Consider the following 17,751-nt stretch of genomic DNA (forward strand, 5'->3'; position numbering starts at 1 on the left):
GCTCCACGGATTTGGACGGCTCCTGCGCAGACGGTATCTTTGAACACTGTGTCTGAGGTCTGCCTCGGACGCGACCGCCGGAGCCGGCGCCGACCGTGGAAGCACGAGGGGCCGCCGGGAAGGCACCACCTCTCGCCGGGCAACCTCCGACCGATCCGCAAGGGTCTGCCGTGGGAAGTGCAGGGGAGAGCGCCACGTCCGACACACCCGAGTGCGGGGGCCGGACACGGCGACAACACCAAGGAGCGCCCGAGGCGCGTCGCGAGACGCCCGGGGGCGCAGACAATCGACAACGTACGGAGAACAGGTTGCCTACGATCAACCAGCTGGTGCGCAAGGGCCGGCAGGACAAGGTCACCAAGACCAAGACCCCTGCCCTCAAGGGCTCGCCGCAGCGCCGCGGTGTCTGCACCCGCGTCTACACCACCACGCCCAAGAAGCCGAACTCGGCCCTGCGGAAGGTCGCCCGTGTGCGCCTCACCAGCGGCATCGAGGTCACGGCCTACATCCCGGGCGTCGGCCACAACCTGCAGGAGCACTCGATCGTGCTCGTGCGCGGCGGCCGTGTGAAGGACCTGCCGGGTGTGCGCTACAAGATCATCCGCGGCTCGCTCGACACCCAGGGTGTCAAGAACCGCAAGCAGGCCCGTTCCCGTTACGGCGCGAAGATGGAGAAGAAGTAATGCCTCGCAAGGGACCCGCGCCGAAGCGCCCCCTCGTCGTCGACCCGGTCTACCAGTCCCCGCTGGTGACCGCGCTGGTCAACAAGATCCTCCTCGACGGCAAGAAGTCGATCGCCGAGACCATCGTCTACGGCGCCCTCGAGGGCTGCCGTGAGAAGACCGGCTCCGACCCCGTCGTGCTCCTCAAGCGCGCGCTGGACAACATCCGCCCGACCCTGGAGGTCAAGTCCCGCCGTGTCGGTGGCGCGACCTACCAGGTCCCGGTCGAGGTCAAGCCGAACCGCGCCACGACCCTGGCCCTGCGCTGGATGGTCGGCTACTCGCGCCAGCGGCGCGAGAAGACGATGACCGAGCGCCTCATGAACGAGATCCTCGACGCGTCCAACGGCCTCGGTGCCGCGGTGAAGCGTCGCGAGGACACCCACAAGATGGCCGAGTCCAACAAGGCCTTCGCGCACTACCGCTGGTGACAGCGACCCGGTGTGCCGCCCGCCTCGCGCGGGCGGTGCACCGGGGCCCCGCGGCCGGGCCACCGCCTGCCGCGCGCAACACAGAACTTCCGCAACGAGCGAGATGAGAAACGAGTGGCACTCGACGTCCTGACGGACCTCAACAAGGTCCGCAACATCGGCATCATGGCGCACATCGACGCCGGCAAGACGACGACGACGGAGCGCATCCTCTTCTACACCGGTGTCAACCACAAGATCGGTGAGACGCACGACGGCGCGTCGACCACCGACTGGATGGAGCAGGAGAAGGAGCGCGGCATCACGATCACGTCTGCCGCGGTCACCTCCTTCTGGGAGGGCACCCAGATCAACATCATCGACACCCCCGGCCACGTGGACTTCACGGTCGAGGTGGAGCGCTCGCTGCGCGTGCTCGACGGCGCCGTCGCCGTCTTCGACGGCAAGGAGGGCGTCGAGCCCCAGTCCGAGACCGTCTGGCGCCAGGCCGACAAGTACGACGTCCCGCGCATCGCGTTCGTCAACAAGATGGACAAGCTCGGTGCCGACTTCTACTTCACCGTGCAGACCATCAAGGACCGCCTCGGCGCCGAGCCGCTGGTGATGCAGCTGCCGATCGGCTCCGAGAACGACTTCATCGGTGTCGTCGACCTGCTCTACATGCGCGCGCTGGTCTGGCCGGGCGACGCCAAGGGTGACGTCACCATGGGCGCCAAGTACGAGATCCAGGAGATCCCGGCGGACCTGCAGGCCAAGGCCGAGGAGTACCGCAACCACATCGTGGAGCGCGTCGCCGAGTCCGACGACGAGCTCATGGAGAAGTACCTCGGTGGCGAGGAGCTGTCGATCGACGAGCTGAAGGCGGGCATCCGCAAGCTCACGGTCACCTCCGAGCTGTACCCGATCTTCTGCGGCTCCGCGTTCAAGAACCGCGGTGTGCAGCCGATGCTGGACGCGGTCGTCGACTACCTGCCGTCGCCCCTCGACGTGCCGGCCATGAAGGGCCACAAGCCGGGCGACGAGTCCGTCGAGATGACCCGTGAGCCGAGCAAGGAGGCCCCGTTCTCCGCGCTGGCCTTCAAGGTCGCCGCCCACCCGTTCTTCGGCACCCTGACCTTCATCCGGGTCTACTCCGGCCGCGTCGCCGCGGGCTCGCAGGTCGTGAACTCGACCAAGGGCAAGAAGGAGCGCATCGGGAAGCTCTTCCAGATGCACGCCAACAAGGAGAACCCGGTCGAGGAGGCGCTGGCTGGCCACATCTACGCCGCCATCGGCCTCAAGGACACCACCACCGGTGACACGCTCTGCGACCCGAACGAGCAGATCGTCCTGGAGTCCATGACCTTCCCGGAGCCGGTCATCCAGGTCGCCATCGAGCCCAAGACCAAGGGCGACCAGGAGAAGCTGTCGACGGCCATCCAGAAGCTCTCCGCCGAGGACCCGACCTTCCAGGTCCACCTCGACGAGGAGACCGGCCAGACGATCATCGCCGGCATGGGCGAGCTCCACCTGGACATCCTCGTGGACCGCATGAAGCGCGAGTTCAAGGTCGAGGCCAACGTCGGCAAGCCGCAGGTGGCCTACCGCGAGACGATCCGCCGCACCGTGGAGAAGCTCGACTACACCCACAAGAAGCAGACGGGTGGCTCGGGCCAGTTCGCGAAGGTCCAGATCAGCCTCGCGCCCCTGGACACCACCGAGTCCGGCGAGCTCTACGAGTTCGAGAACAAGGTGACCGGTGGTCGCGTCCCGCGCGAGTACATCCCGTCGGTCGACGCCGGTATCCAGGACGCGATGCAGTACGGCGTGCTCGCGGGCTACCCGCTCGTCGGCATCCGTGCGACCCTGCTCGACGGCGCGTACCACGACGTCGACTCCTCCGAGATGGCGTTCAAGATCGCCGGCTCCATGGCGCTCAAGGAGGCCGTCCGCAAGGCCGACCCCGTGCTGCTCGAGCCGATGATGGCCGTCGAGGTGCGTACGCCCGAGGACTACATGGGCGACGTCATCGGTGACATCAACTCCCGCCGTGGCCAGATCCAGGGCATGGAGGACATCAGCGGTGCCAAGGTCGTCCGCGGCCTCGTCCCGCTGTCGGAGATGTTCGGCTACGTCGGCGACCTGCGGTCCAAGACGCAGGGCCGGGCGAGCTTCTCGATGGAGTTTGACTCCTACGCCGAGGTCCCCAAGGCTGTGGCCGAGGAGATCATCAAGAAGACCCGGGGCGAGTGACCGGTAGCATTACCGGTCGCGCACCGCGGTCGTAGGACCACCCAGCACCACCCCCAAGTACCACCCACAGATCCGCGCCACGTCCTACCAGGTCGTACGGCGTATCACCCAGAGAGTCCTGAGGAGGACATCAAGTGGCGAAGGCAAAGTTCGAGCGGACTAAGCCGCACGTCAACATCGGCACCATCGGTCACATCGACCACGGTAAGACGACGCTGACGGCTGCGATTTCCAAGGTCCTGCACGACAAGTACCCGGACCTGAACCCGCAGTTCGCGTTCGAGGACATCGACAAGGCGCCCGAGGAGAAGCAGCGCGGTATCACCATCTCCATCGCGCACATCGAGTACCAGACCGAGTCGCGTCACTACGCGCACGTCGATTGCCCCGGCCACGCGGACTACGTGAAGAACATGATCACGGGTGCGGCCCAGATGGACGGCGCGATCCTCGTGGTCGCCGCCACCGACGGCCCGATGCCGCAGACGAAGGAGCACGTCCTCCTGGCCCGCCAGGTCGGCGTCCCCTACATCGTCGTGGCGCTGAACAAGGCCGACATGGTCGACGACGAGGAGATCCTCGAGCTCGTCGAGATGGAGGTCCGCGAGCTGCTGTCCGACTACGAGTTCCCCGGTGACGACCTGCCCGTCGTCAAGGTCTCGGCGCTCAAGGCCCTCGAGGGCGACGCCGAGTGGGGCCAGTCGGTCCTGGACCTCATGGACGCCGTCGACTCCGCCATCCCGGAGCCGGAGCGCGAGGTCGACAAGCCGTTCCTCATGCCCGTCGAGGACGTCTTCACGATCACCGGTCGTGGCACCGTCGTCACCGGCCGCATCGAGCGCGGCATCCTCAAGGTCAACGAGGAGGTCGAGATCGTCGGCATCCACCCGGGTGTCCCGGCCAAGACCACCGTCACCGGCATCGAGATGTTCCGCAAGCTGCTCGACGAGGGTCGTGCGGGCGAGAACGTCGGCCTGCTGCTTCGTGGCACCAAGCGCGAGGACGTCGAGCGCGGGCAGGTCATCTGCAAGCCCGGCTCGATCACCCCGCACACGGAGTTCGAGGCCAACGTCTACATCCTGTCCAAGGACGAGGGTGGCCGGCACACGCCGTTCTACGACAACTACCGTCCGCAGTTCTACTTCCGTACGACTGACGTGACCGGTGTCGTCCACCTGCCCGAGGGCACCGAGATGGTCATGCCCGGCGACAACACCGAGATGAAGGTGGAGCTCATCCAGCCCATCGCCATGGAGGAGGGCCTGCGCTTCGCCATCCGCGAGGGCGGCCGCACCGTCGGCGCCGGCCGCGTCACCAAGATCAACAAGTGATCTGACGCCTCGGCTCGTCAAGGGGCCCCGCAGCTTCGGCTGCGGGGCCCCTTGCGTGTGCCGGTGTGCCGTCGGGCCGGCCGGGGACGACCGGTGACGGCTGTCAGGGCGCCGGGACCAGCAGGTCGGGCGAGAGGTCGCGGACCGAGCCCACCCCGCTGAGCCCGAGGGTGAGGTCGAGCTCGGCGACGACGTTGGCCACGACGTCGCGCACCCCGTCGGCCCCGGCCAGCGCGAGCCCGTACACGTAGGAACGTCCGAGCAGCACCGCCGTCGCGCCGAGTGCAATCGCCTTGACCACGTCCGAGCCGGTGCGCACGCCGCTGTCGAGCAGGACCGGCAGGTCGGGCCCGACCGCCTCGCGGACCCCGGGCAGGGCGTCGAGGGAGGCGACCGCCCCGTCGACCTGCCGGCCCCCGTGGTTGCTGACCACGATGCCGTCCATGCCTGCCTCGACCGCCCGGCGCGCGTCGTCCGGGTGCAGGACGCCTTTGGCGAGCACGGGCAGGGACGTCCGCCGCTTGACCGTGGCCAGGGTGTCCCAGGTCAGGCCCGGGTTGGAGTAGATGTCGAGGAAGGTCTCCACGGCGGCCCGTGGCTCGGGGGAGCGCAGGTTCGCCCGGGTGCGACCGGGGTGCTCGCGACTGATCGACAGCAGCGACCGCAGGGCGCCGAGGGTGACCTGGACGTCGGCCTTCCCGCCTCCGGCCGCGGCGGCAGCCACCCGCTCGCGCACGACCTCCCGGAACCGCGGGTCGGACGTGTACTGCGCGATCCCGATGCCCTGGCTGAAGGGCAGGCTGCCGAGGTTGAGGTCCTGCGGGCGCCAGCCGAGCATGGTCGTGTCGAGGGTGACCACGACGGCCTCGGCGCCGCTGGCCTCCGCCCGCCGCAGCAGGCTGTCGACGAGGGGTTCGTCGGTCGACCAGTAGAGCTGGAACCAGCGCGGGGAGTCGCCCATCACCGCGACGACCTCCTCCATGGGCGAGCACCCCTGGTTGGACAGCACGTACGGAACGCCGGTCGCCGCGGCCGCGCGGCCGATGTGCAGGTCGCTGTCGCGGTGGGCCAGCGCGGCGGCACCGATGGGGGCGAGCAGCAGGGGAGTGGGCAGCGTGCGCCCGAGCAGGTCGACGGACAGGTCCCGGTCGACGTGTCCCGCGCCCATGCGCGGCAGGATCCGCCACCGGTCGAAGGCCTCCCGGTTGGCGCGCATGGTGGCGCCCTCGCCCGCCCCGCCGGCGACGTACGCCCAGGCGCGCGGCGACATCTGCGCGCGGGCCCGGGCCTCGAGCTCGGCGGAGTCGGTCGGGACCGCGGGCCGGTGGCCGAGGACGCCGGCACGGTAGACGAGCGACTGGCGGGCGCGGCCCGGTCCCGCAGGAGGCGAGGTCATGGGCCGATTCTGTCGTGCACGGGGCTGTCGTGAGCCGCTTCGGCCCGTGTTTGGCGGGAGCGGGAACGGGCAGGACGTGGGGGAGGACCACGACAGCACGGGAGAGGAGCACGATGGCGGACGAGGGCAGCAGCACACGGCGGAGCGCCACGGCGCCACCGGCCGAGCACGACGAGAAGGTCGACTCGCCCCCACAGCTGGACAAGCCTGCCTGGACGTACACGGCGAAGAAGGCCTGGGCCGAGTTCGGGCGTGACCAGTGCACCGACCTCGCGGCGGCCCTCACGTACTACGCCGTGCTCGCCGTCTTCCCCGGGCTCCTGGCGCTGGTCTCCCTCCTCGGTGTCTTCGGGCAGGGGAGGTCGACCACGTCCACGATGCTCGACATGCTCCGCCAGCTCGGCGCGAGCGGTGCAGCCGACCAGCTGCGCGGCCCCATCGACCAGATGACCTCGTCCCACGCGGCAGGCCTGGGCCTGGTGGTCGGCATCCTCGGCGCGCTGTGGTCCGCATCGGGCTACGTCGGCGCGTTCGGCCGGGCGATGAACCGGATCTACCAGATCGACGAGGGACGCCCGTTCTGGAAGCTGCGTCCCGTGCAGCTGCTCGTCACCCTGGTCGGCATCGTCCTGGTCGCGCTCGTGCTGGTCGGGCTGGTCGTGACCGGACCGGTGGCCCGCACCGTCGGCGACACCATCGGCCTCGGCGGCACGGCCGTCACGGTGTGGAACGTCGCCAAGTGGCCTGTCATGCTCGTCGTCGTCATCCTGCTGGTGGCCCTGCTGTACTACGCCACCCCCAACGTCCGGCAGCCGCGGTTCCGCTGGATCAGCGTCGGGGCGACGATCGCCATCGTCGTGTGGGTCGTGGCGTCGGCGCTGTTCGGCTTCTACGTGGCCAACTTCGGCAACTACAACAAGACGTACGGCTCGCTCGCCGGCGTCATCGTCTTCCTCCTGTGGATCTGGATCACCAACCTCGCGCTGCTCTTCGGCGCCGAGGTCGACTCCGAGCTCGAGCGGGCCCGCCAGCTGCAGTCCGGCATCGTCGCCGAGGAGACCCTGCAGCTGCCGCCTCGGGACACCCGGGTCTCCAGGAAGAAGGAGGAGAAGCTGGCGGCGCAGGTGGCCGAGGGTCGCGAGCTCCGGCAGCGCTCGTCAGCCGGGCAGGAGGGCAGCGGCGGACGGTGACAGGTTCCTGACAGGTTGGGCACGGCTGGGGGCAAGCCCCGGCCGGCAGCATCGTGGCAGGTGCCCCGCACGGCTGCGTGGCACCGTGCAGAACCACGAGAGGAAGTCCGCATGGCCCCCGTCAGCAGGTCAGTCACGGTCGCCGCGGTCGGCGCCGTCGCCGCCGTCGCCGCAGGGATCGGTGCGAGCCAGGCGTTCGCCAGCGCCACGCCCACCCCCACCACCGGCACGGCGGCCACCGCTCCGGCGGCCCCCCGCCCGGACGGCGACGGGGACGGCCACGGCCCGGGTGGTCACCGGGGCGGCCCCGGCACGGGGATGGACACCGCCGCCCTCGCCAAGGCACTGGGCGTGAGTGAGTCGAAGCTGTCTGCCGCGCTGCAGTCGGCGCGGGAGGCGACGAGGCCGTCCACGCCCCCGGCGCAGGGCACGCGGCCGTCCGAGGCGGACCGCACGGCCCGCGAGAAGGCGATGGCTGCGGCCTTGGCCAAGGCGCTCGGCGTGAGCGAGTCCAAGGTGCAGGCCGCGCTGGACTCGGTTCGCTCCCAGCGCGAGGCCGAGCACCGTTCCGACCTGGTCACGCGGCTGGACGCTGCGGTCAAGGCCGGGACGCTGAGCGCCGCGGACAAGGCGTCGGTCCTCAAGGCCTTCGACGCGGGCGTGCTGGGCGGCCCGCGACCCTGACGGCGTCCGCGTCGGCCTCCCTGCCACGGCGCGCTGCGACAAGGCCCCCGGACGAGGCGTCCGGGGGCCTTGTCGTGCCCCGGCGTGGGCACGGCATACGCTCGAGGCCGGGGGCACGACGCGCCACGAGTGCCGGTATGCCGGGTGCCCCGAGGCCGATTTGGTAGGTCGCGGGGGGCTCTGGCACACTGGACCGGTTGCTTGACGCGCGTCGCCGACCCATGTCGGTGGTGCCACCCCCGGTGACACACCTCGAACCGGCTCCACGACGTGGGCAGGGGCGACACTCCAGGGAAGCGCAAGCCCCGGCTCCGCCGGATGTCTGACACAACCGCACGACACCGGGGAAACCCATGTCGTCGGACCGTGGAACGGGTGCGACACACCCGACCGCGGGGGTCGGAGTCCGTGAGCCGGCCACATGCAAGCTGTACGGCGAGAGAGAGACGTAACGGAGATGGCGGGACAGAAGATCCGCATCCGACTGAAGTCGTATGACCACGAGGTCATCGACAACTCGGCGCGCAAGATTGTCGACACGGTGACCCGTGCCGGTGCGACGGTGGTCGGCCCTGTGCCGCTGCCCACGGAGAAGAACGTCTTCGTGGTCATCCGTTCGCCCCACAAGTACAAGGACAGCCGCGAGCACTTCGAGATGCGCACCCACAAGCGCCTCATCGACATCATCGACCCGACGCCCAAGGCCGTCGACTCGCTGATGCGCCTCGACCTCCCGGCTGACGTCAACATCGAGATCAAGCTCTGAGGCTGACGACATGACCACCACTGCTACCAAGACCGTGAAGGGCGTCCTGGGCACCAAGCTCGGGATGACCCAGGTGTGGGACGCCGACAACCGGCTCGTCCCCGTCACCGTCATCCAGGCCGGTCCCTGCGTCGTGACCCAGGTGCGCGACGCCGACACCGACGGCTACGCCGCGGTCCAGATCGGCTTCGGCGCGATCGACCCGCGCAAGGTGACCAAGCCGCTCACCGGCCACTTCGAGAAGGCCGGCGTGACGCCGCGTCGCCACCTCGTCGAGCTCCGCACCGCCGACGCCGCCGAGTACACGCTCGGCCAGGAGGTCACGGTCGAGAGCTTCGAGGCGGGCCAGGACATCGACGTCACCGGCACCACCAAGGGCAAGGGCTTCGCCGGTGTCATGAAGCGTCACGGCTTCAAGGGCGTCAGCTCCTCCCACGGTGCGCACAAGAACCACCGCAAGCCGGGCTCGATCGGTGGCTGCGCCACCCCGGGCCGCGTCTTCAAGGGCATGCGCATGGCCGGCCGCATGGGCGGCGTGCGCCAGACCACCCAGAACCTGACGATCCACGCCGTGGACGCCGAGAAGGGCCTGCTGCTCGTCAAGGGTGCCGTCCCCGGCCCCCGCGGCGGCACCGTCCTCGTCCGCACGGCCGCGAAGGGAGCCTGACCCACATGGCTACCAAGACCGTTGCCGCTGACCTCCCCGCCGAGATCTTCGACGTCCAGGTCAACGTGCCGCTGATCCACCAGGTCGTCGTCGCGCAGATGGCTGCCGCCCGCCAGGGCACGCACGCCACCAAGACGCGCGGCGAGGTCCGCGGTGGTGGCCGCAAGCCGTACCGCCAGAAGGGCACCGGCCGCGCCCGCCAGGGCTCGACCCGCGCGCCGCAGTTCGCCGGTGGTGGCACCGTCCACGGCCCGCAGCCGCGCGACTACAGCCAGCGGACCCCCAAGAAGATGAAGGCCGCTGCCCTGCGTGGCGCCCTCTCCGACCGGGCCCGTCACGACCGCGTCCACGTGGTCGAGTCGCTCGTCACCGGTGACGCCCCGTCCACCAAGGACGCCGTCGCGCTGCTGGCCGGCCTGACCACCCGCACCAACCTGCTCGTCGTGCTCGACCGCAGCGACATCGTGTCGCTGAAGTCGGTGCGCAACGTCGAGGGCGTGCACGTGCTCGCGGCCGACCAGCTCAACACCTACGACGTGCTGTGCGCCGACGAGGTCGTCTTCACCAAGGCCGCCCTCGACGCGTTCGTCAACGGTGCCCAGCCGGTCGGCGGCGTCGAGGCCGAGGTCGTCGTGACCGAGGCCGTCGCCGAGGCGCCCGCCGAGAAGCCGGCGGCCAAGAAGGCCCCCGCGAAGAAGGCCGCCGCCAAGAAGGCCACCGCCACCAAGGCCGCCGAGGCCGAGGCGGCTGAGGAGGAGACGAAGTGAGCACCCTCGCTGCTGGCAAGGACCCGCGCGACATCCTGATCGCGCCTGTGGTCTCCGAGAAGTCGTACTCGCTGCTCGACCAGGGCAAGTACACCTTCATCGTCGACCCGCGTGCGAACAAGACCGAGATCAAGATCGCCGTCGAGCGCATCTTCGGCGTCAAGGTCGACTCCGTCCACACCCTCAACCGCCCCGGCAAGACCCGCCGTACGCGGTTCGGCCTCGGCAAGCGCAAGGACACCAAGCGTGCGATCGTCACCCTCCGCGAGGGCTCGATCGACATCTTCGGTGCCGGCGCCTGACGGGAACGCTGAAGAGACGTAAGGAACTTCGAAACATGGGTATCCGCAAGTACAAGCCGACGACGCCCGGGCGTCGTGGCTCCAGCGTTGCCGACTTCGTCGAGGTCACTCGCTCCACGCCGGAGAAGTCGCTGGTCCGCCCCCTGAGCAAGTCCGGCGGCCGCAACAGCAACGGCCGGATCACGACCCGCCACATCGGTGGTGGCCACAAGCGCGCCTACCGCGTCATCGACTTCCGTCGCCATGACAAGGACGGCGTGCCGGCCAAGGTCGCTCACATCGAGTACGACCCCAACCGCACCGCCCGCATCGCGCTGCTGCACTACGCCGACGGCGAGAAGCGCTACATCCTGGCCCCCCGTGGCCTGGAGCAGGGCATGGCGATCGAGAACGGCCCCGGCGCCGACATCAAGCCCGGCAACAGCCTGCCGCTGCGCAACATCCCGACCGGTACGGTCATCCACGCCGTCGAGCTCAAGCCCGGGGGCGGCGCGAAGATCGCCCGCTCCGCCGGTGTGCGCGTGCAGCTCGTCGCCAAGGACGGCCCCTACGCCCAGCTGCGCATGCCGTCCGGTGAGATCCGCAACGTCGACCTGCGCTGCCGCGCGACCGTCGGCGAGGTCGGCAACGCCGAGCAGTCGAACATCAACTGGGGCAAGGCCGGCCGCATGCGCTGGAAGGGCAAGCGCCCGACCGTCCGCGGTGTCGCCATGAACCCGGTGGACCACCCGCACGGTGGTGGTGAGGGCAAGACCTCCGGTGGTCGCCACCCGGTCAGCCCGTGGGGCCAGGCCGAGGGCCGCACCCGCCGCCCCGGCAAGCCGAGCGACAAGATGATCGTCCGTCGCCGCCGTACTGGCAAGAAGCGCTGATAGGAGCCTGGAAACATGCCTCGCAGTCTGAAGAAGGGCCCCTTCATCGACGACCACCTGCAGAAGAAGGTGGACGCCCAGAACGAAGCGGGTTCGAAGAACGTCATCAAGACCTGGTCGCGTCGGTCGGTCATCTCGCCCGACATGCTGGGCCACACCTTCGCCGTTCACGACGGCCGCAAGCACGTCCCGGTGTTCGTCACCGAGTCGATGGTCGGCCACAAGCTCGGTGAGTTCGCGCCGACCCGCACGTTCAAGGGTCACGTGAAGGAAGACAAGAAGGGGCGTCGTCGCTGATGGCCGCCTCCACTGAGAACAAGGACAACGTGATGGAAGCCAAGGCCGTCGCGCGCCACGTGCGCGTCACGCCGATGAAGGCCCGCCGCATGGTCGACCTCATCCGTGGCCAGCAGGTCACCGAGGCCGTCGCGGTGCTCACTTTCGCGCCGCAGTCCGCGTCCGACCCGGTGAAGAAGGTGCTCGAGAGCGCCGTCGCCAACGCCCGGGTCAAGGCGGACAAGGCGTCGGAGGCGTTCGACGAGCGCAACCTCGTCGTCAGCGCTGCCTTCGTGGACGAGGGCCCGACGATGAAGCGGTTCCGCCCGCGCGCCCAGGGCCGCGCGGCCCGCATCAACAAGCGCACCAGCCACATCACCGTGGTCGTCACGCCGAAGACCACCAAGGGAGGCACCCGCTAATGGGCCAGAAGGTCAACCCGCACGGCTTCCGCCTCGGCATCACCACCGAGCACAAGAGCCGCTGGTTCGCTGACTCCACCAAGGAGGGCCAGCGCTACCGCGACTACGTCAAGGAGGACGTGGCGATCCGCAAGCTCATGTCCGAGGGCATGGAGCGCGCCGGCATCTCCCGCGTCGAGATCGAGCGCACCCGCGACCGCGTCCGCGTGGACATCCACACGGCGCGCCCGGGCATCGTCATCGGTCGCCGTGGCGCCGAGGCCGACCGCATCCGCGGCGAGCTCGAGAAGCTCACGGGCAAGCAGGTGCAGCTGAACATCCTCGAGGTCAAGAACCCCGAGATCGACGCGCAGCTGGTCGCCCAGGGCATCGCCGAGCAGCTCTCGGCCCGTGTCTCCTTCCGTCGGGCGATGCGCAAGGGCATGCAGTCCGCCACCCGCGCCGGCGCCAAGGGCATCCGTGTCCAGGTGTCCGGTCGCCTCGGCGGCGCGGAGATGTCGCGCACCGAGTTCTACCGCGAGGGTCGCGTGCCGCTGCACACCCTGCGCGCGAACATCGACTACGGCTTCTACGAGGCCCGCACGACCTTCGGCCGCATCGGCGTGAAGGTGTGGATCTACAAGGGTGACGTCACCGCTCGCGAGCTGGCCCAGCAGCAGGCTGCCGCCCCGCGCCCGAGCCGTGGCCCGCGCCGCGACGGCGCCGACCGTCCCGCCCGCGCCCGTCGCGAGCGGACCGAGGCCCCGGCCGCCACCGAGACGACCGCCGCCGAGGCGACCGCCCCCGAGGCGAGCGCACCGGCTGCCACTGAGGAGGCCTGACCGCCATGCTGATTCCTCGTCGAGTCAAGCACCGCAAGCAGCACCACCCGGGTCGCTCGGGCGCTGCCAAGGGCGGGACCAAGATCGCGTTCGGCGACTACGGCATCCAGGCCCTCGAGCCCGCCTACGTCACCAACCGCCAGATCGAGTCCGCTCGTATCGCCATGACGCGGTACATGAAGCGTGGCGGAAAGGTGTGGATCAACATCTACCCCGACCGTCCGCTGACCAAGAAGCCTGCCGAGACCCGCATGGGTTCCGGTAAGGGTTCCCCCGAGTGGTGGATCGCCAACATCAAGCCCGGCCGCGTCATGTTCGAGGTCTCGGGTGTCTCCGAGGAGGTGGCCCGCGAGGCCATGCGTCTGGCGATGCACAAGCTCCCGATGAAGTGCCGCTTCGTTCGGCGTGAGGGTGGTGACATCTGATGGCAGTCGGATCCAAGGACCTGACGTCGGAGAACCTGCGTGGTCTCGACGACGACCGCCTGGTCGACGAGCTGCGCAAGGCCAAGGAGGAGCTGTTCAACCTCCGCTTCCAGTCGGCCACCGGCCAGCTGGACAACCACGGCCGACTGCGCGCGGTCCGCAAGGACATCGCCCGCATCTACACCGAGCTGCGTGAGCGCGAGCTCGGGATCGGACAGGCTCCGGCCACCACGGAGGAGTCGGCATGAGCGAGAACGTGAAGGATGAGGCCGTGACGGCGACCGACCGCAACTACCGCAAGACCCGCCAGGGTTACGTGGTGAGCGACAAGATGGACAAGACCGTCGTGGTCGAGGTCGAGGACCGCGTGAAGCACGCGCTCTACGGCAAGGTCATGCGTCGCTCGAGCAAGGTCAAGGCGCACGACGAGCAGAACTCGGCGGGCATCGGCGACCGGGTCCTGATCATGGAGACCCGACCGCTGTCGGCCACCAAGCGCTGGCGCGTCGTCGAGATCCTCGAGAAGGCCAAGTAAGCACCTGCGGGTCCGCCCGCACCCCCGGCCCGCGCGGCGCCCCTCCCCGAGGGGCGGCCGCGGGACCGGACCAGACCACCACAGTTCGGCCAGGCTCACCCGCGGGTGAGAACCAGCTCGACGACAGGAGTGAGAAGTGATCCAGCAGGAGTCGCGACTGCGCGTCGCCGACAACACCGGTGCCAAGGAGATCCTGTGCATCCGTGTTCTCGGTGGCTCGGGTCGTCGTTACGCCGGCATCGGTGACGTCATCGTCGCCGCCGTCAAGGACGCCATTCCCGGCGGCAACGTCAAGAAGGGCGACGTCGTCAAGGCGGTCATCGTGCGCACCACCAAGGAGCGCCGGCGGCCGGACGGCAGCTACATCAAGTTCGACGAGAACGCTGCCGTCATCCTCAAGGGCGACGGCGACCCCCGTGGCACCCGCATCTTCGGCCCTGTGGGCCGCGAGCTGCGCGACAAGAAGTTCATGAAGATCATCTCGCTGGCGCCGGAGGTGCTCTGAGCCATGGCTGCAAAGATGAAGATCAAGAAGGGCGACCTCGTCCAGGTCCTCACGGGCAAGGACAAGGCCAAGCAGGGCAAGGTCATCGCCGTCTACCCCGAGACCCAGCGCGTGCTGGTCGAGGGCGTCAACCGCGTGACCCGCCACACCAAGGCCGGCCAGACCGCTCGCGGCAGCCGCACCGGTGGCCTGGTCGTCCAGGAGGCCGCGATCCACGTGAGCAACGTGGCGATCGTCGACCCGTCCGAGAAGAAGCCGACCCGGGTCAAGACCCGCGTCGAGACCGTCGAGCGTGGCGGCCGCGAGAAGGCCAGCCGCACCCGTGTCGCGGTGCGCTCGGGCAAGGACCTGTGAGGAACATGACTGACACCATCGCCGAGAAGTCGGCCCCGCGCCTGAAGACGCGCTACACCGACGAGATCAAGGGCCAGCTGCTCGAGCAGTTCGGCTACGCGAACGTCATGCAGGTGCCCGGCGTCGTCAAGGTCGTCGTCAACATGGGTGTGGGCGACGCCGCCAAGGACGCCAAGCTCATCGAGGGCGCGATCCGCGACCTGTCCGCCATCACCGGGCAGAAGCCGATCGTCACCAAGGCCCGCAAGTCGATCGCGCAGTTCAAGCTGCGCGAGGGCATGCCGATCGGCGCGCACACCACGCTGCGCGGCGACCGCATGTGGGAGTTCCTGGACCGCCTCGTGTCCGTGGCGCTGCCCCGCATCCGCGACTTCCGTGGCCTGTCGCCGAAGCAGTTCGACGGCAAGGGCAACTACACCTTCGGCCTGACCGAGCAGTCGATGTTCCACGAGATCGACCAGGACCGGATCGACCGCGTGCGTGGCATGGACATCACCGTGGTGACCACCGCCACCAACGACGACGAGGGCCGCGCTCTGCTCAAGGCGCTCGGCTTCCCCTTCAAGGAGAACTGACATGGCGAAGACCGCCCTGATCAACAAGGCCAACAAGAAGCCGAAGTTCAAGGTTCGTGCCTACACGCGCTGCCAGCGCTGCGGCCGCCCGCACTCGGTGTACCGCAAGTTCGGCCTGTGCCGTGTCTGCCTCCGGGAGATGGCCCACCGCGGCGAGCTCCCCGGCGTGACCAAGAGCTCCTGGTAAGACCCCACCCATCCACGAATTTCTTCTACATCGAAGGTCGCTGCGCGACAGGCGCAGTGAAACCGCGGTGAGAGAGGGCGGAGAAGCCCATGACCATGACTGACCCGATTGCGGACATGTTGACCCGCGTCCGGAACGCCAACTCGGCGCACCACGACGCAGTCTCCATGCCGTTTTCCAAGCTCAAGTCCCACATCGCCGAGATCCTCCAGGCCGAGGGCTACATCGCCGGCTGGAAGGTCGAGGACGCCGAGGTCGGCAAGACGCTGACCATCGAGCTGAAGTACGGCCCCAACCGCGAGCGTTCCATCGCTGGCGTGCGCCGTGTCTCCAAGCCCGGCCTGCGCGTCTACGCCAAGTCGACGAACCTGCCCAAGGTCCTCGGCGGCCTCGGTGTGGCCATCATTTCCACCTCGTCTGGCCTCCTCACGGACCGCCAGGCCGCGACCAAGGGTGTGGGCGGGGAAGTCCTCGCCTACGTCTGGTAAGGGGATTCGACATGTCGCGAATCGGACGACTCCCGGTCGCCATCCCGAGCGGTGTCGACATCACCATCGACGGCCAGGCCGTCACGGTGAAGGGCCCCAAGGGTGAGCTCAGCCACGTCGTGGCCGAGCCCATCACGGTCGAGCAGGCCGACGGCACCGTCGAGGTGAAGCGCCCCAACGACGAGCGCCAGTCCCGTGCCCTGCACGGCCTGACCCGCTCGCTCATCAACAACATGGTGCTCGGTGTCACCGAGGGCTATGAGAAGAAGATGGAGATCCACGGCACGGGTTACCGCGTGGCCAACAAGGGCGGGAACCTCGAGTTCGCGCTCGGCTACAGCCACCCGATCACCGTGGAGGCCCCCGCGGGCATCTCCTTCGCCGTCGAGAACCCGACCCGTTTCTCGGTCCAGGGTATCGACAAGCAGCTGGTTGGCGAGGTTGCCGCGAACATCCGCAAGCTGCGCAAGCCCGACCCGTACAAGGGCAAGGGCGTGCGGTACGCGGGCGAGCACATCCGTCGCAAGGTCGGAAAGGCTGGTAAGTAAGCCATGGCAATGACCGTCAAGCGAGCCAAGGGCAAGTCCGCTGCACGCGGACGTCGTCACCTGCGCCTGCGCAAGAAGGTGTCCGGTACCACCGCGCGTCCGCGCCTGGTCGTGTCGCGCTCGTCGCGCCACGTCTTCGTGCAGATCGTCGACGACACGGTCGGCAAGACCGTCGCGTCGGCGTCCACGATGGAGGCGGACCTGCGCACCTTCGAGGGCGACAAGACCGCGAAGGCGCGCAAGGTCGGCGAGCTCCTCGCCGAGCGCGCCAAGAGCGCCGGCATCGAGGCCGTCGTCTTCGACCGGGGTGGCAACCGCTACCACGGCCGGGTCGCCGCCATCGCCGAGGGCGCCCGCGAGGGTGGTCTGGCCCTGTGATGACCGCCAAGAACACCGCAACCGTTGAGATGAGGAACATCTGATGCCCGGACCCCAGCGTCGAGGCACTGGCGCCGCCGGCGGCGACAACCGCGGCGAGCGCGGCGACCGCCGTGGCGGCCGCGACAACCGCCGCGACGGCGGACGCGACCAGGCCGAGAAGAGCCAGTACGTCGAGCGCGTCGTGACCATCAACCGCGTTGCCAAGGTCGTCAAGGGTGGCCGCCGCTTCAGCTTCACCGCCCTCGTGGTGGTGGGTGACGGCGACGGCACCGTGGGTGTCGGCTACGGCAAGGCCAAGGAGGTCCCCGCCGCGATCGCCAAGGGTGTCGAGGAGGCCAAGAAGCAGTTCTTCAAGGTCCCGCGCATCCAGGGCACCATCCCGCACCCCGTCCAGGGTGAGGCCGCCGCGGGCGTCGTCATGCTCCGTCCCGCCGCTCCCGGTACCGGTGTCATCGCCGGTGGCCCGGTGCGTGCGGTCCTGGAGTGCGCCGGCATCCACGACGTGCTGTCCAAGTCCCTGGGCTCGGACAACGCCATCAACATCGTCCACGCGACGGTCGAGGCCCTGCGTGGCCTCGAGCGCCCCGAGGCCGTGGCCGCCCGCCGTGGCCTGCCGGTCGACCAGGTCGCCCCGGCTGCGATGCTGCGCGCCCAGGCCGCCGGCCGCGAGGCCGCGAAGGCTGGTGCGTGATGGCTCGTCTGAAGGTGACCCAGACCCGTTCCGAGATCGGTGGCAAGCAGAACCAGCGCGACACCCTGCGCAGCCTCGGTCTGAAGCGCATTGGCGACGTCGTCGTCAAGGAGGACCGTCCCGAGATCCGCGGGATGGTCAAGACGGTGACCCACCTGGTCTCCGTCGAGGAGGTTGACTGAC

At 69.0% G+C, this 17,751-nt stretch carries 26 protein-coding genes and 1 pseudogene; 26 read left to right on the forward strand and 1 reads right to left on the reverse strand.

Annotated elements, in window-relative coordinates:
- Positions 1 to 308 precede the first annotated feature (308 nt).
- The 4 genes from rpsL to tuf all read left to right on the forward strand — a co-directional run bounded on the left by rpsL (position 309) and on the right by tuf (position 4,716).
- Positions 309 to 683 (forward strand): 30S ribosomal protein S12, encoded by a 375-nt coding sequence (gene rpsL / locus J2X64_RS11515; RefSeq protein WP_310154129.1) that lies wholly within the window; start codon positions 309 to 311, stop codon positions 681 to 683.
- A complete protein-coding gene (gene rpsG / locus J2X64_RS11520) occupies positions 683 to 1,153 on the forward strand; it encodes a 30S ribosomal protein S7 (protein WP_310154132.1) in 471 nt (156 codons plus the stop codon). The genes rpsL and rpsG overlap by 1 nt, the downstream gene beginning before the upstream one ends.
- Positions 1,154 to 1,267: 114 nt before the next feature.
- Complete coding sequence (gene fusA / locus J2X64_RS11525) at positions 1,268 to 3,385, forward strand: elongation factor G (RefSeq protein WP_310154135.1); 2,118 nt, start codon at positions 1,268 to 1,270, stop codon at positions 3,383 to 3,385.
- A gap of 134 nt (positions 3,386 to 3,519) precedes the next feature.
- Complete coding sequence (gene tuf, locus J2X64_RS11530) at positions 3,520 to 4,716, forward strand: elongation factor Tu (RefSeq protein WP_310154138.1); 1,197 nt, start codon at positions 3,520 to 3,522, stop codon at positions 4,714 to 4,716.
- A gap of 103 nt (positions 4,717 to 4,819) precedes the next feature.
- Here the strand turns inward: tuf and J2X64_RS11535 are convergent, their stop codons facing one another.
- Positions 4,820 to 6,112, reverse strand: a complete 1,293-nt coding sequence (locus J2X64_RS11535) for an alpha-hydroxy-acid oxidizing protein (protein WP_310154141.1) — start codon at positions 6,110 to 6,112, stop codon at positions 4,820 to 4,822.
- Between the two features lie 113 nt (positions 6,113 to 6,225).
- On the opposite strand from J2X64_RS11535, the gene J2X64_RS11540 reads away from it, so the two are divergent.
- From J2X64_RS11540 to rpmD, 22 genes and pseudogenes are all read left to right on the forward strand, one after another.
- Complete coding sequence (locus J2X64_RS11540; protein WP_310154144.1) at positions 6,226 to 7,302, forward strand: YihY/virulence factor BrkB family protein; 1,077 nt, start codon at positions 6,226 to 6,228, stop codon at positions 7,300 to 7,302.
- A 111-nt stretch (positions 7,303 to 7,413) separates the two neighbouring features.
- Entirely contained in the window at positions 7,414 to 7,986 is a 573-nt protein-coding gene (locus J2X64_RS11545) for a hypothetical protein (RefSeq protein WP_310154145.1), read from the forward strand.
- Positions 7,987 to 8,443: 457 nt separating this feature from the next.
- On the forward strand, positions 8,444 to 8,752 hold the full coding sequence (gene rpsJ / locus J2X64_RS11550) for a 30S ribosomal protein S10 (protein ID WP_009775966.1): 309 nt from the start codon (positions 8,444 to 8,446) through the stop codon (positions 8,750 to 8,752).
- Positions 8,753 to 8,762: 10 nt separating this feature from the next.
- Positions 8,763 to 9,419: a 50S ribosomal protein L3 gene (rplC, locus tag J2X64_RS11555; protein WP_310154205.1), complete on the forward strand. Its 657-nt coding sequence runs from the start codon at positions 8,763 to 8,765 to the stop codon at positions 9,417 to 9,419.
- A 5-nt stretch (positions 9,420 to 9,424) separates the two neighbouring features.
- Positions 9,425 to 10,048, forward strand: a pseudogene (rplD, locus tag J2X64_RS11560) (50S ribosomal protein L4); the annotation flags it as partial.
- Positions 10,049 to 10,182: 134 nt separating this feature from the next.
- A complete protein-coding gene (rplW, locus tag J2X64_RS11565) occupies positions 10,183 to 10,488 on the forward strand; it encodes a 50S ribosomal protein L23 (RefSeq protein ID WP_310154207.1) in 306 nt (101 codons plus the stop codon).
- A gap of 35 nt (positions 10,489 to 10,523) precedes the next feature.
- On the forward strand, positions 10,524 to 11,360 hold the full coding sequence (gene rplB, locus J2X64_RS11570; protein WP_310154209.1) for a 50S ribosomal protein L2: 837 nt from the start codon (positions 10,524 to 10,526) through the stop codon (positions 11,358 to 11,360).
- A gap of 15 nt (positions 11,361 to 11,375) precedes the next feature.
- Positions 11,376 to 11,657 (forward strand): 30S ribosomal protein S19, encoded by a 282-nt coding sequence (rpsS, locus tag J2X64_RS11575; RefSeq protein WP_310154212.1) that lies wholly within the window; start codon positions 11,376 to 11,378, stop codon positions 11,655 to 11,657.
- A gap of 32 nt (positions 11,658 to 11,689) precedes the next feature.
- A complete protein-coding gene (gene rplV, locus J2X64_RS11580; protein WP_310155856.1) occupies positions 11,690 to 12,058 on the forward strand; it encodes a 50S ribosomal protein L22 in 369 nt (122 codons plus the stop codon).
- Positions 12,058 to 12,879 carry a 30S ribosomal protein S3 gene (gene rpsC / locus J2X64_RS11585; protein ID WP_310154216.1) on the forward strand — a complete coding sequence of 274 codons (822 nt, stop codon included), beginning with the start codon at positions 12,058 to 12,060 and terminating at the stop codon, positions 12,877 to 12,879. The genes rplV and rpsC overlap by 1 nt, the downstream gene beginning before the upstream one ends.
- Positions 12,880 to 12,884: 5 nt before the next feature.
- Positions 12,885 to 13,304, forward strand: a complete 420-nt coding sequence (rplP, locus tag J2X64_RS11590) for a 50S ribosomal protein L16 (protein WP_056883301.1) — start codon at positions 12,885 to 12,887, stop codon at positions 13,302 to 13,304.
- A complete protein-coding gene (gene rpmC, locus J2X64_RS11595; RefSeq protein ID WP_310154220.1) occupies positions 13,304 to 13,552 on the forward strand; it encodes a 50S ribosomal protein L29 in 249 nt (82 codons plus the stop codon). Before rplP ends, rpmC begins: the two co-directional genes overlap by 1 nt.
- The gene (gene rpsQ / locus J2X64_RS11600) at positions 13,549 to 13,839 is read left to right on the forward strand and encodes a 30S ribosomal protein S17 (protein ID WP_310154222.1); all 291 of its coding nucleotides are present in this window, start codon (positions 13,549 to 13,551) and stop codon (positions 13,837 to 13,839) included. Before rpmC ends, rpsQ begins: the two co-directional genes overlap by 4 nt.
- A 136-nt stretch (positions 13,840 to 13,975) precedes the next feature.
- Positions 13,976 to 14,344, forward strand: a complete 369-nt coding sequence (gene rplN / locus J2X64_RS11605) for a 50S ribosomal protein L14 (protein ID WP_310154225.1) — start codon at positions 13,976 to 13,978, stop codon at positions 14,342 to 14,344.
- Positions 14,345 to 14,347: 3 nt separating this feature from the next.
- Positions 14,348 to 14,698 carry a 50S ribosomal protein L24 gene (gene rplX, locus J2X64_RS11610; protein ID WP_310154228.1) on the forward strand — a complete coding sequence of 117 codons (351 nt, stop codon included), beginning with the start codon at positions 14,348 to 14,350 and terminating at the stop codon, positions 14,696 to 14,698.
- Positions 14,699 to 14,703: 5 nt separating this feature from the next.
- Positions 14,704 to 15,273: a 50S ribosomal protein L5 gene (rplE, locus tag J2X64_RS11615; RefSeq protein WP_310154231.1), complete on the forward strand. Its 570-nt coding sequence runs from the start codon at positions 14,704 to 14,706 to the stop codon at positions 15,271 to 15,273.
- 1 nt (position 15,274) lies between these two features.
- Entirely contained in the window at positions 15,275 to 15,460 is a 186-nt protein-coding gene (locus tag J2X64_RS11620) for a type Z 30S ribosomal protein S14 (RefSeq protein ID WP_310154234.1), read from the forward strand.
- 89 nt (positions 15,461 to 15,549) lie between these two features.
- Entirely contained in the window at positions 15,550 to 15,948 is a 399-nt protein-coding gene (gene rpsH / locus J2X64_RS11625; RefSeq protein ID WP_310154238.1) for a 30S ribosomal protein S8, read from the forward strand.
- A gap of 11 nt (positions 15,949 to 15,959) precedes the next feature.
- Positions 15,960 to 16,496 (forward strand): 50S ribosomal protein L6, encoded by a 537-nt coding sequence (gene rplF, locus J2X64_RS11630; protein ID WP_310154241.1) that lies wholly within the window; start codon positions 15,960 to 15,962, stop codon positions 16,494 to 16,496.
- A gap of 3 nt (positions 16,497 to 16,499) precedes the next feature.
- Positions 16,500 to 16,874 carry a 50S ribosomal protein L18 gene (gene rplR / locus J2X64_RS11635; protein WP_310154244.1) on the forward strand — a complete coding sequence of 125 codons (375 nt, stop codon included), beginning with the start codon at positions 16,500 to 16,502 and terminating at the stop codon, positions 16,872 to 16,874.
- 43 nt (positions 16,875 to 16,917) lie between these two features.
- Positions 16,918 to 17,568, forward strand: a complete 651-nt coding sequence (gene rpsE / locus J2X64_RS11640; RefSeq protein ID WP_310154247.1) for a 30S ribosomal protein S5 — start codon at positions 16,918 to 16,920, stop codon at positions 17,566 to 17,568.
- A complete protein-coding gene (gene rpmD / locus J2X64_RS11645) occupies positions 17,568 to 17,750 on the forward strand; it encodes a 50S ribosomal protein L30 (protein ID WP_020143226.1) in 183 nt (60 codons plus the stop codon). The genes rpsE and rpmD overlap by 1 nt, the downstream gene beginning before the upstream one ends.
- Position 17,751: the final 1 nt, after the last annotated feature.

Source organism: Phycicoccus sp. 3266 (genome assembly GCF_031456495.1).
In the GTDB taxonomy this organism is placed as follows: Bacteria; Actinomycetota; Actinomycetes; order Actinomycetales; family Dermatophilaceae; genus Pedococcus.

Coding starts and splice junctions, on each gene's coding strand:
- rplV (WP_310155856.1), top strand. CDS start 11,690: ATGGAAGCCAAGGCCGTCGCGCGCCACGTGCGCGTCACGCCGATGAAG.
- J2X64_RS11620 (WP_310154234.1), top strand. CDS start 15,275: ATGGCGAAGACCGCCCTGATCAACAAGGCCAACAAGAAGCCGAAGTTC.
- rplP (WP_056883301.1), top strand. CDS start 12,885: ATGCTGATTCCTCGTCGAGTCAAGCACCGCAAGCAGCACCACCCGGGT.
- rpmD (WP_020143226.1), top strand. CDS start 17,568: ATGGCTCGTCTGAAGGTGACCCAGACCCGTTCCGAGATCGGTGGCAAG.
- J2X64_RS11545 (WP_310154145.1), top strand. CDS start 7,414: ATGGCCCCCGTCAGCAGGTCAGTCACGGTCGCCGCGGTCGGCGCCGTC.
- rpsH (WP_310154238.1), top strand. CDS start 15,550: ATGACCATGACTGACCCGATTGCGGACATGTTGACCCGCGTCCGGAAC.
- rpsE (WP_310154247.1), top strand. CDS start 16,918: ATGCCCGGACCCCAGCGTCGAGGCACTGGCGCCGCCGGCGGCGACAAC.
- rpmC (WP_310154220.1), top strand. CDS start 13,304: ATGGCAGTCGGATCCAAGGACCTGACGTCGGAGAACCTGCGTGGTCTC.
- J2X64_RS11535 (WP_310154141.1), bottom strand. CDS start 6,112: ATGACCTCGCCTCCTGCGGGACCGGGCCGCGCCCGCCAGTCGCTCGTC.
- J2X64_RS11540 (WP_310154144.1), top strand. CDS start 6,226: ATGGCGGACGAGGGCAGCAGCACACGGCGGAGCGCCACGGCGCCACCG.
- rpsQ (WP_310154222.1), top strand. CDS start 13,549: ATGAGCGAGAACGTGAAGGATGAGGCCGTGACGGCGACCGACCGCAAC.
- rplR (WP_310154244.1), top strand. CDS start 16,500: ATGGCAATGACCGTCAAGCGAGCCAAGGGCAAGTCCGCTGCACGCGGA.
- rplX (WP_310154228.1), top strand. CDS start 14,348: ATGGCTGCAAAGATGAAGATCAAGAAGGGCGACCTCGTCCAGGTCCTC.
- rpsC (WP_310154216.1), top strand. CDS start 12,058: ATGGGCCAGAAGGTCAACCCGCACGGCTTCCGCCTCGGCATCACCACC.
- rpsG (WP_310154132.1), top strand. CDS start 683: ATGCCTCGCAAGGGACCCGCGCCGAAGCGCCCCCTCGTCGTCGACCCG.
- rpsJ (WP_009775966.1), top strand. CDS start 8,444: ATGGCGGGACAGAAGATCCGCATCCGACTGAAGTCGTATGACCACGAG.
- rplE (WP_310154231.1), top strand. CDS start 14,704: ATGACTGACACCATCGCCGAGAAGTCGGCCCCGCGCCTGAAGACGCGC.
- rplF (WP_310154241.1), top strand. CDS start 15,960: ATGTCGCGAATCGGACGACTCCCGGTCGCCATCCCGAGCGGTGTCGAC.
- rplC (WP_310154205.1), top strand. CDS start 8,763: ATGACCACCACTGCTACCAAGACCGTGAAGGGCGTCCTGGGCACCAAG.
- rplB (WP_310154209.1), top strand. CDS start 10,524: ATGGGTATCCGCAAGTACAAGCCGACGACGCCCGGGCGTCGTGGCTCC.
- rpsS (WP_310154212.1), top strand. CDS start 11,376: ATGCCTCGCAGTCTGAAGAAGGGCCCCTTCATCGACGACCACCTGCAG.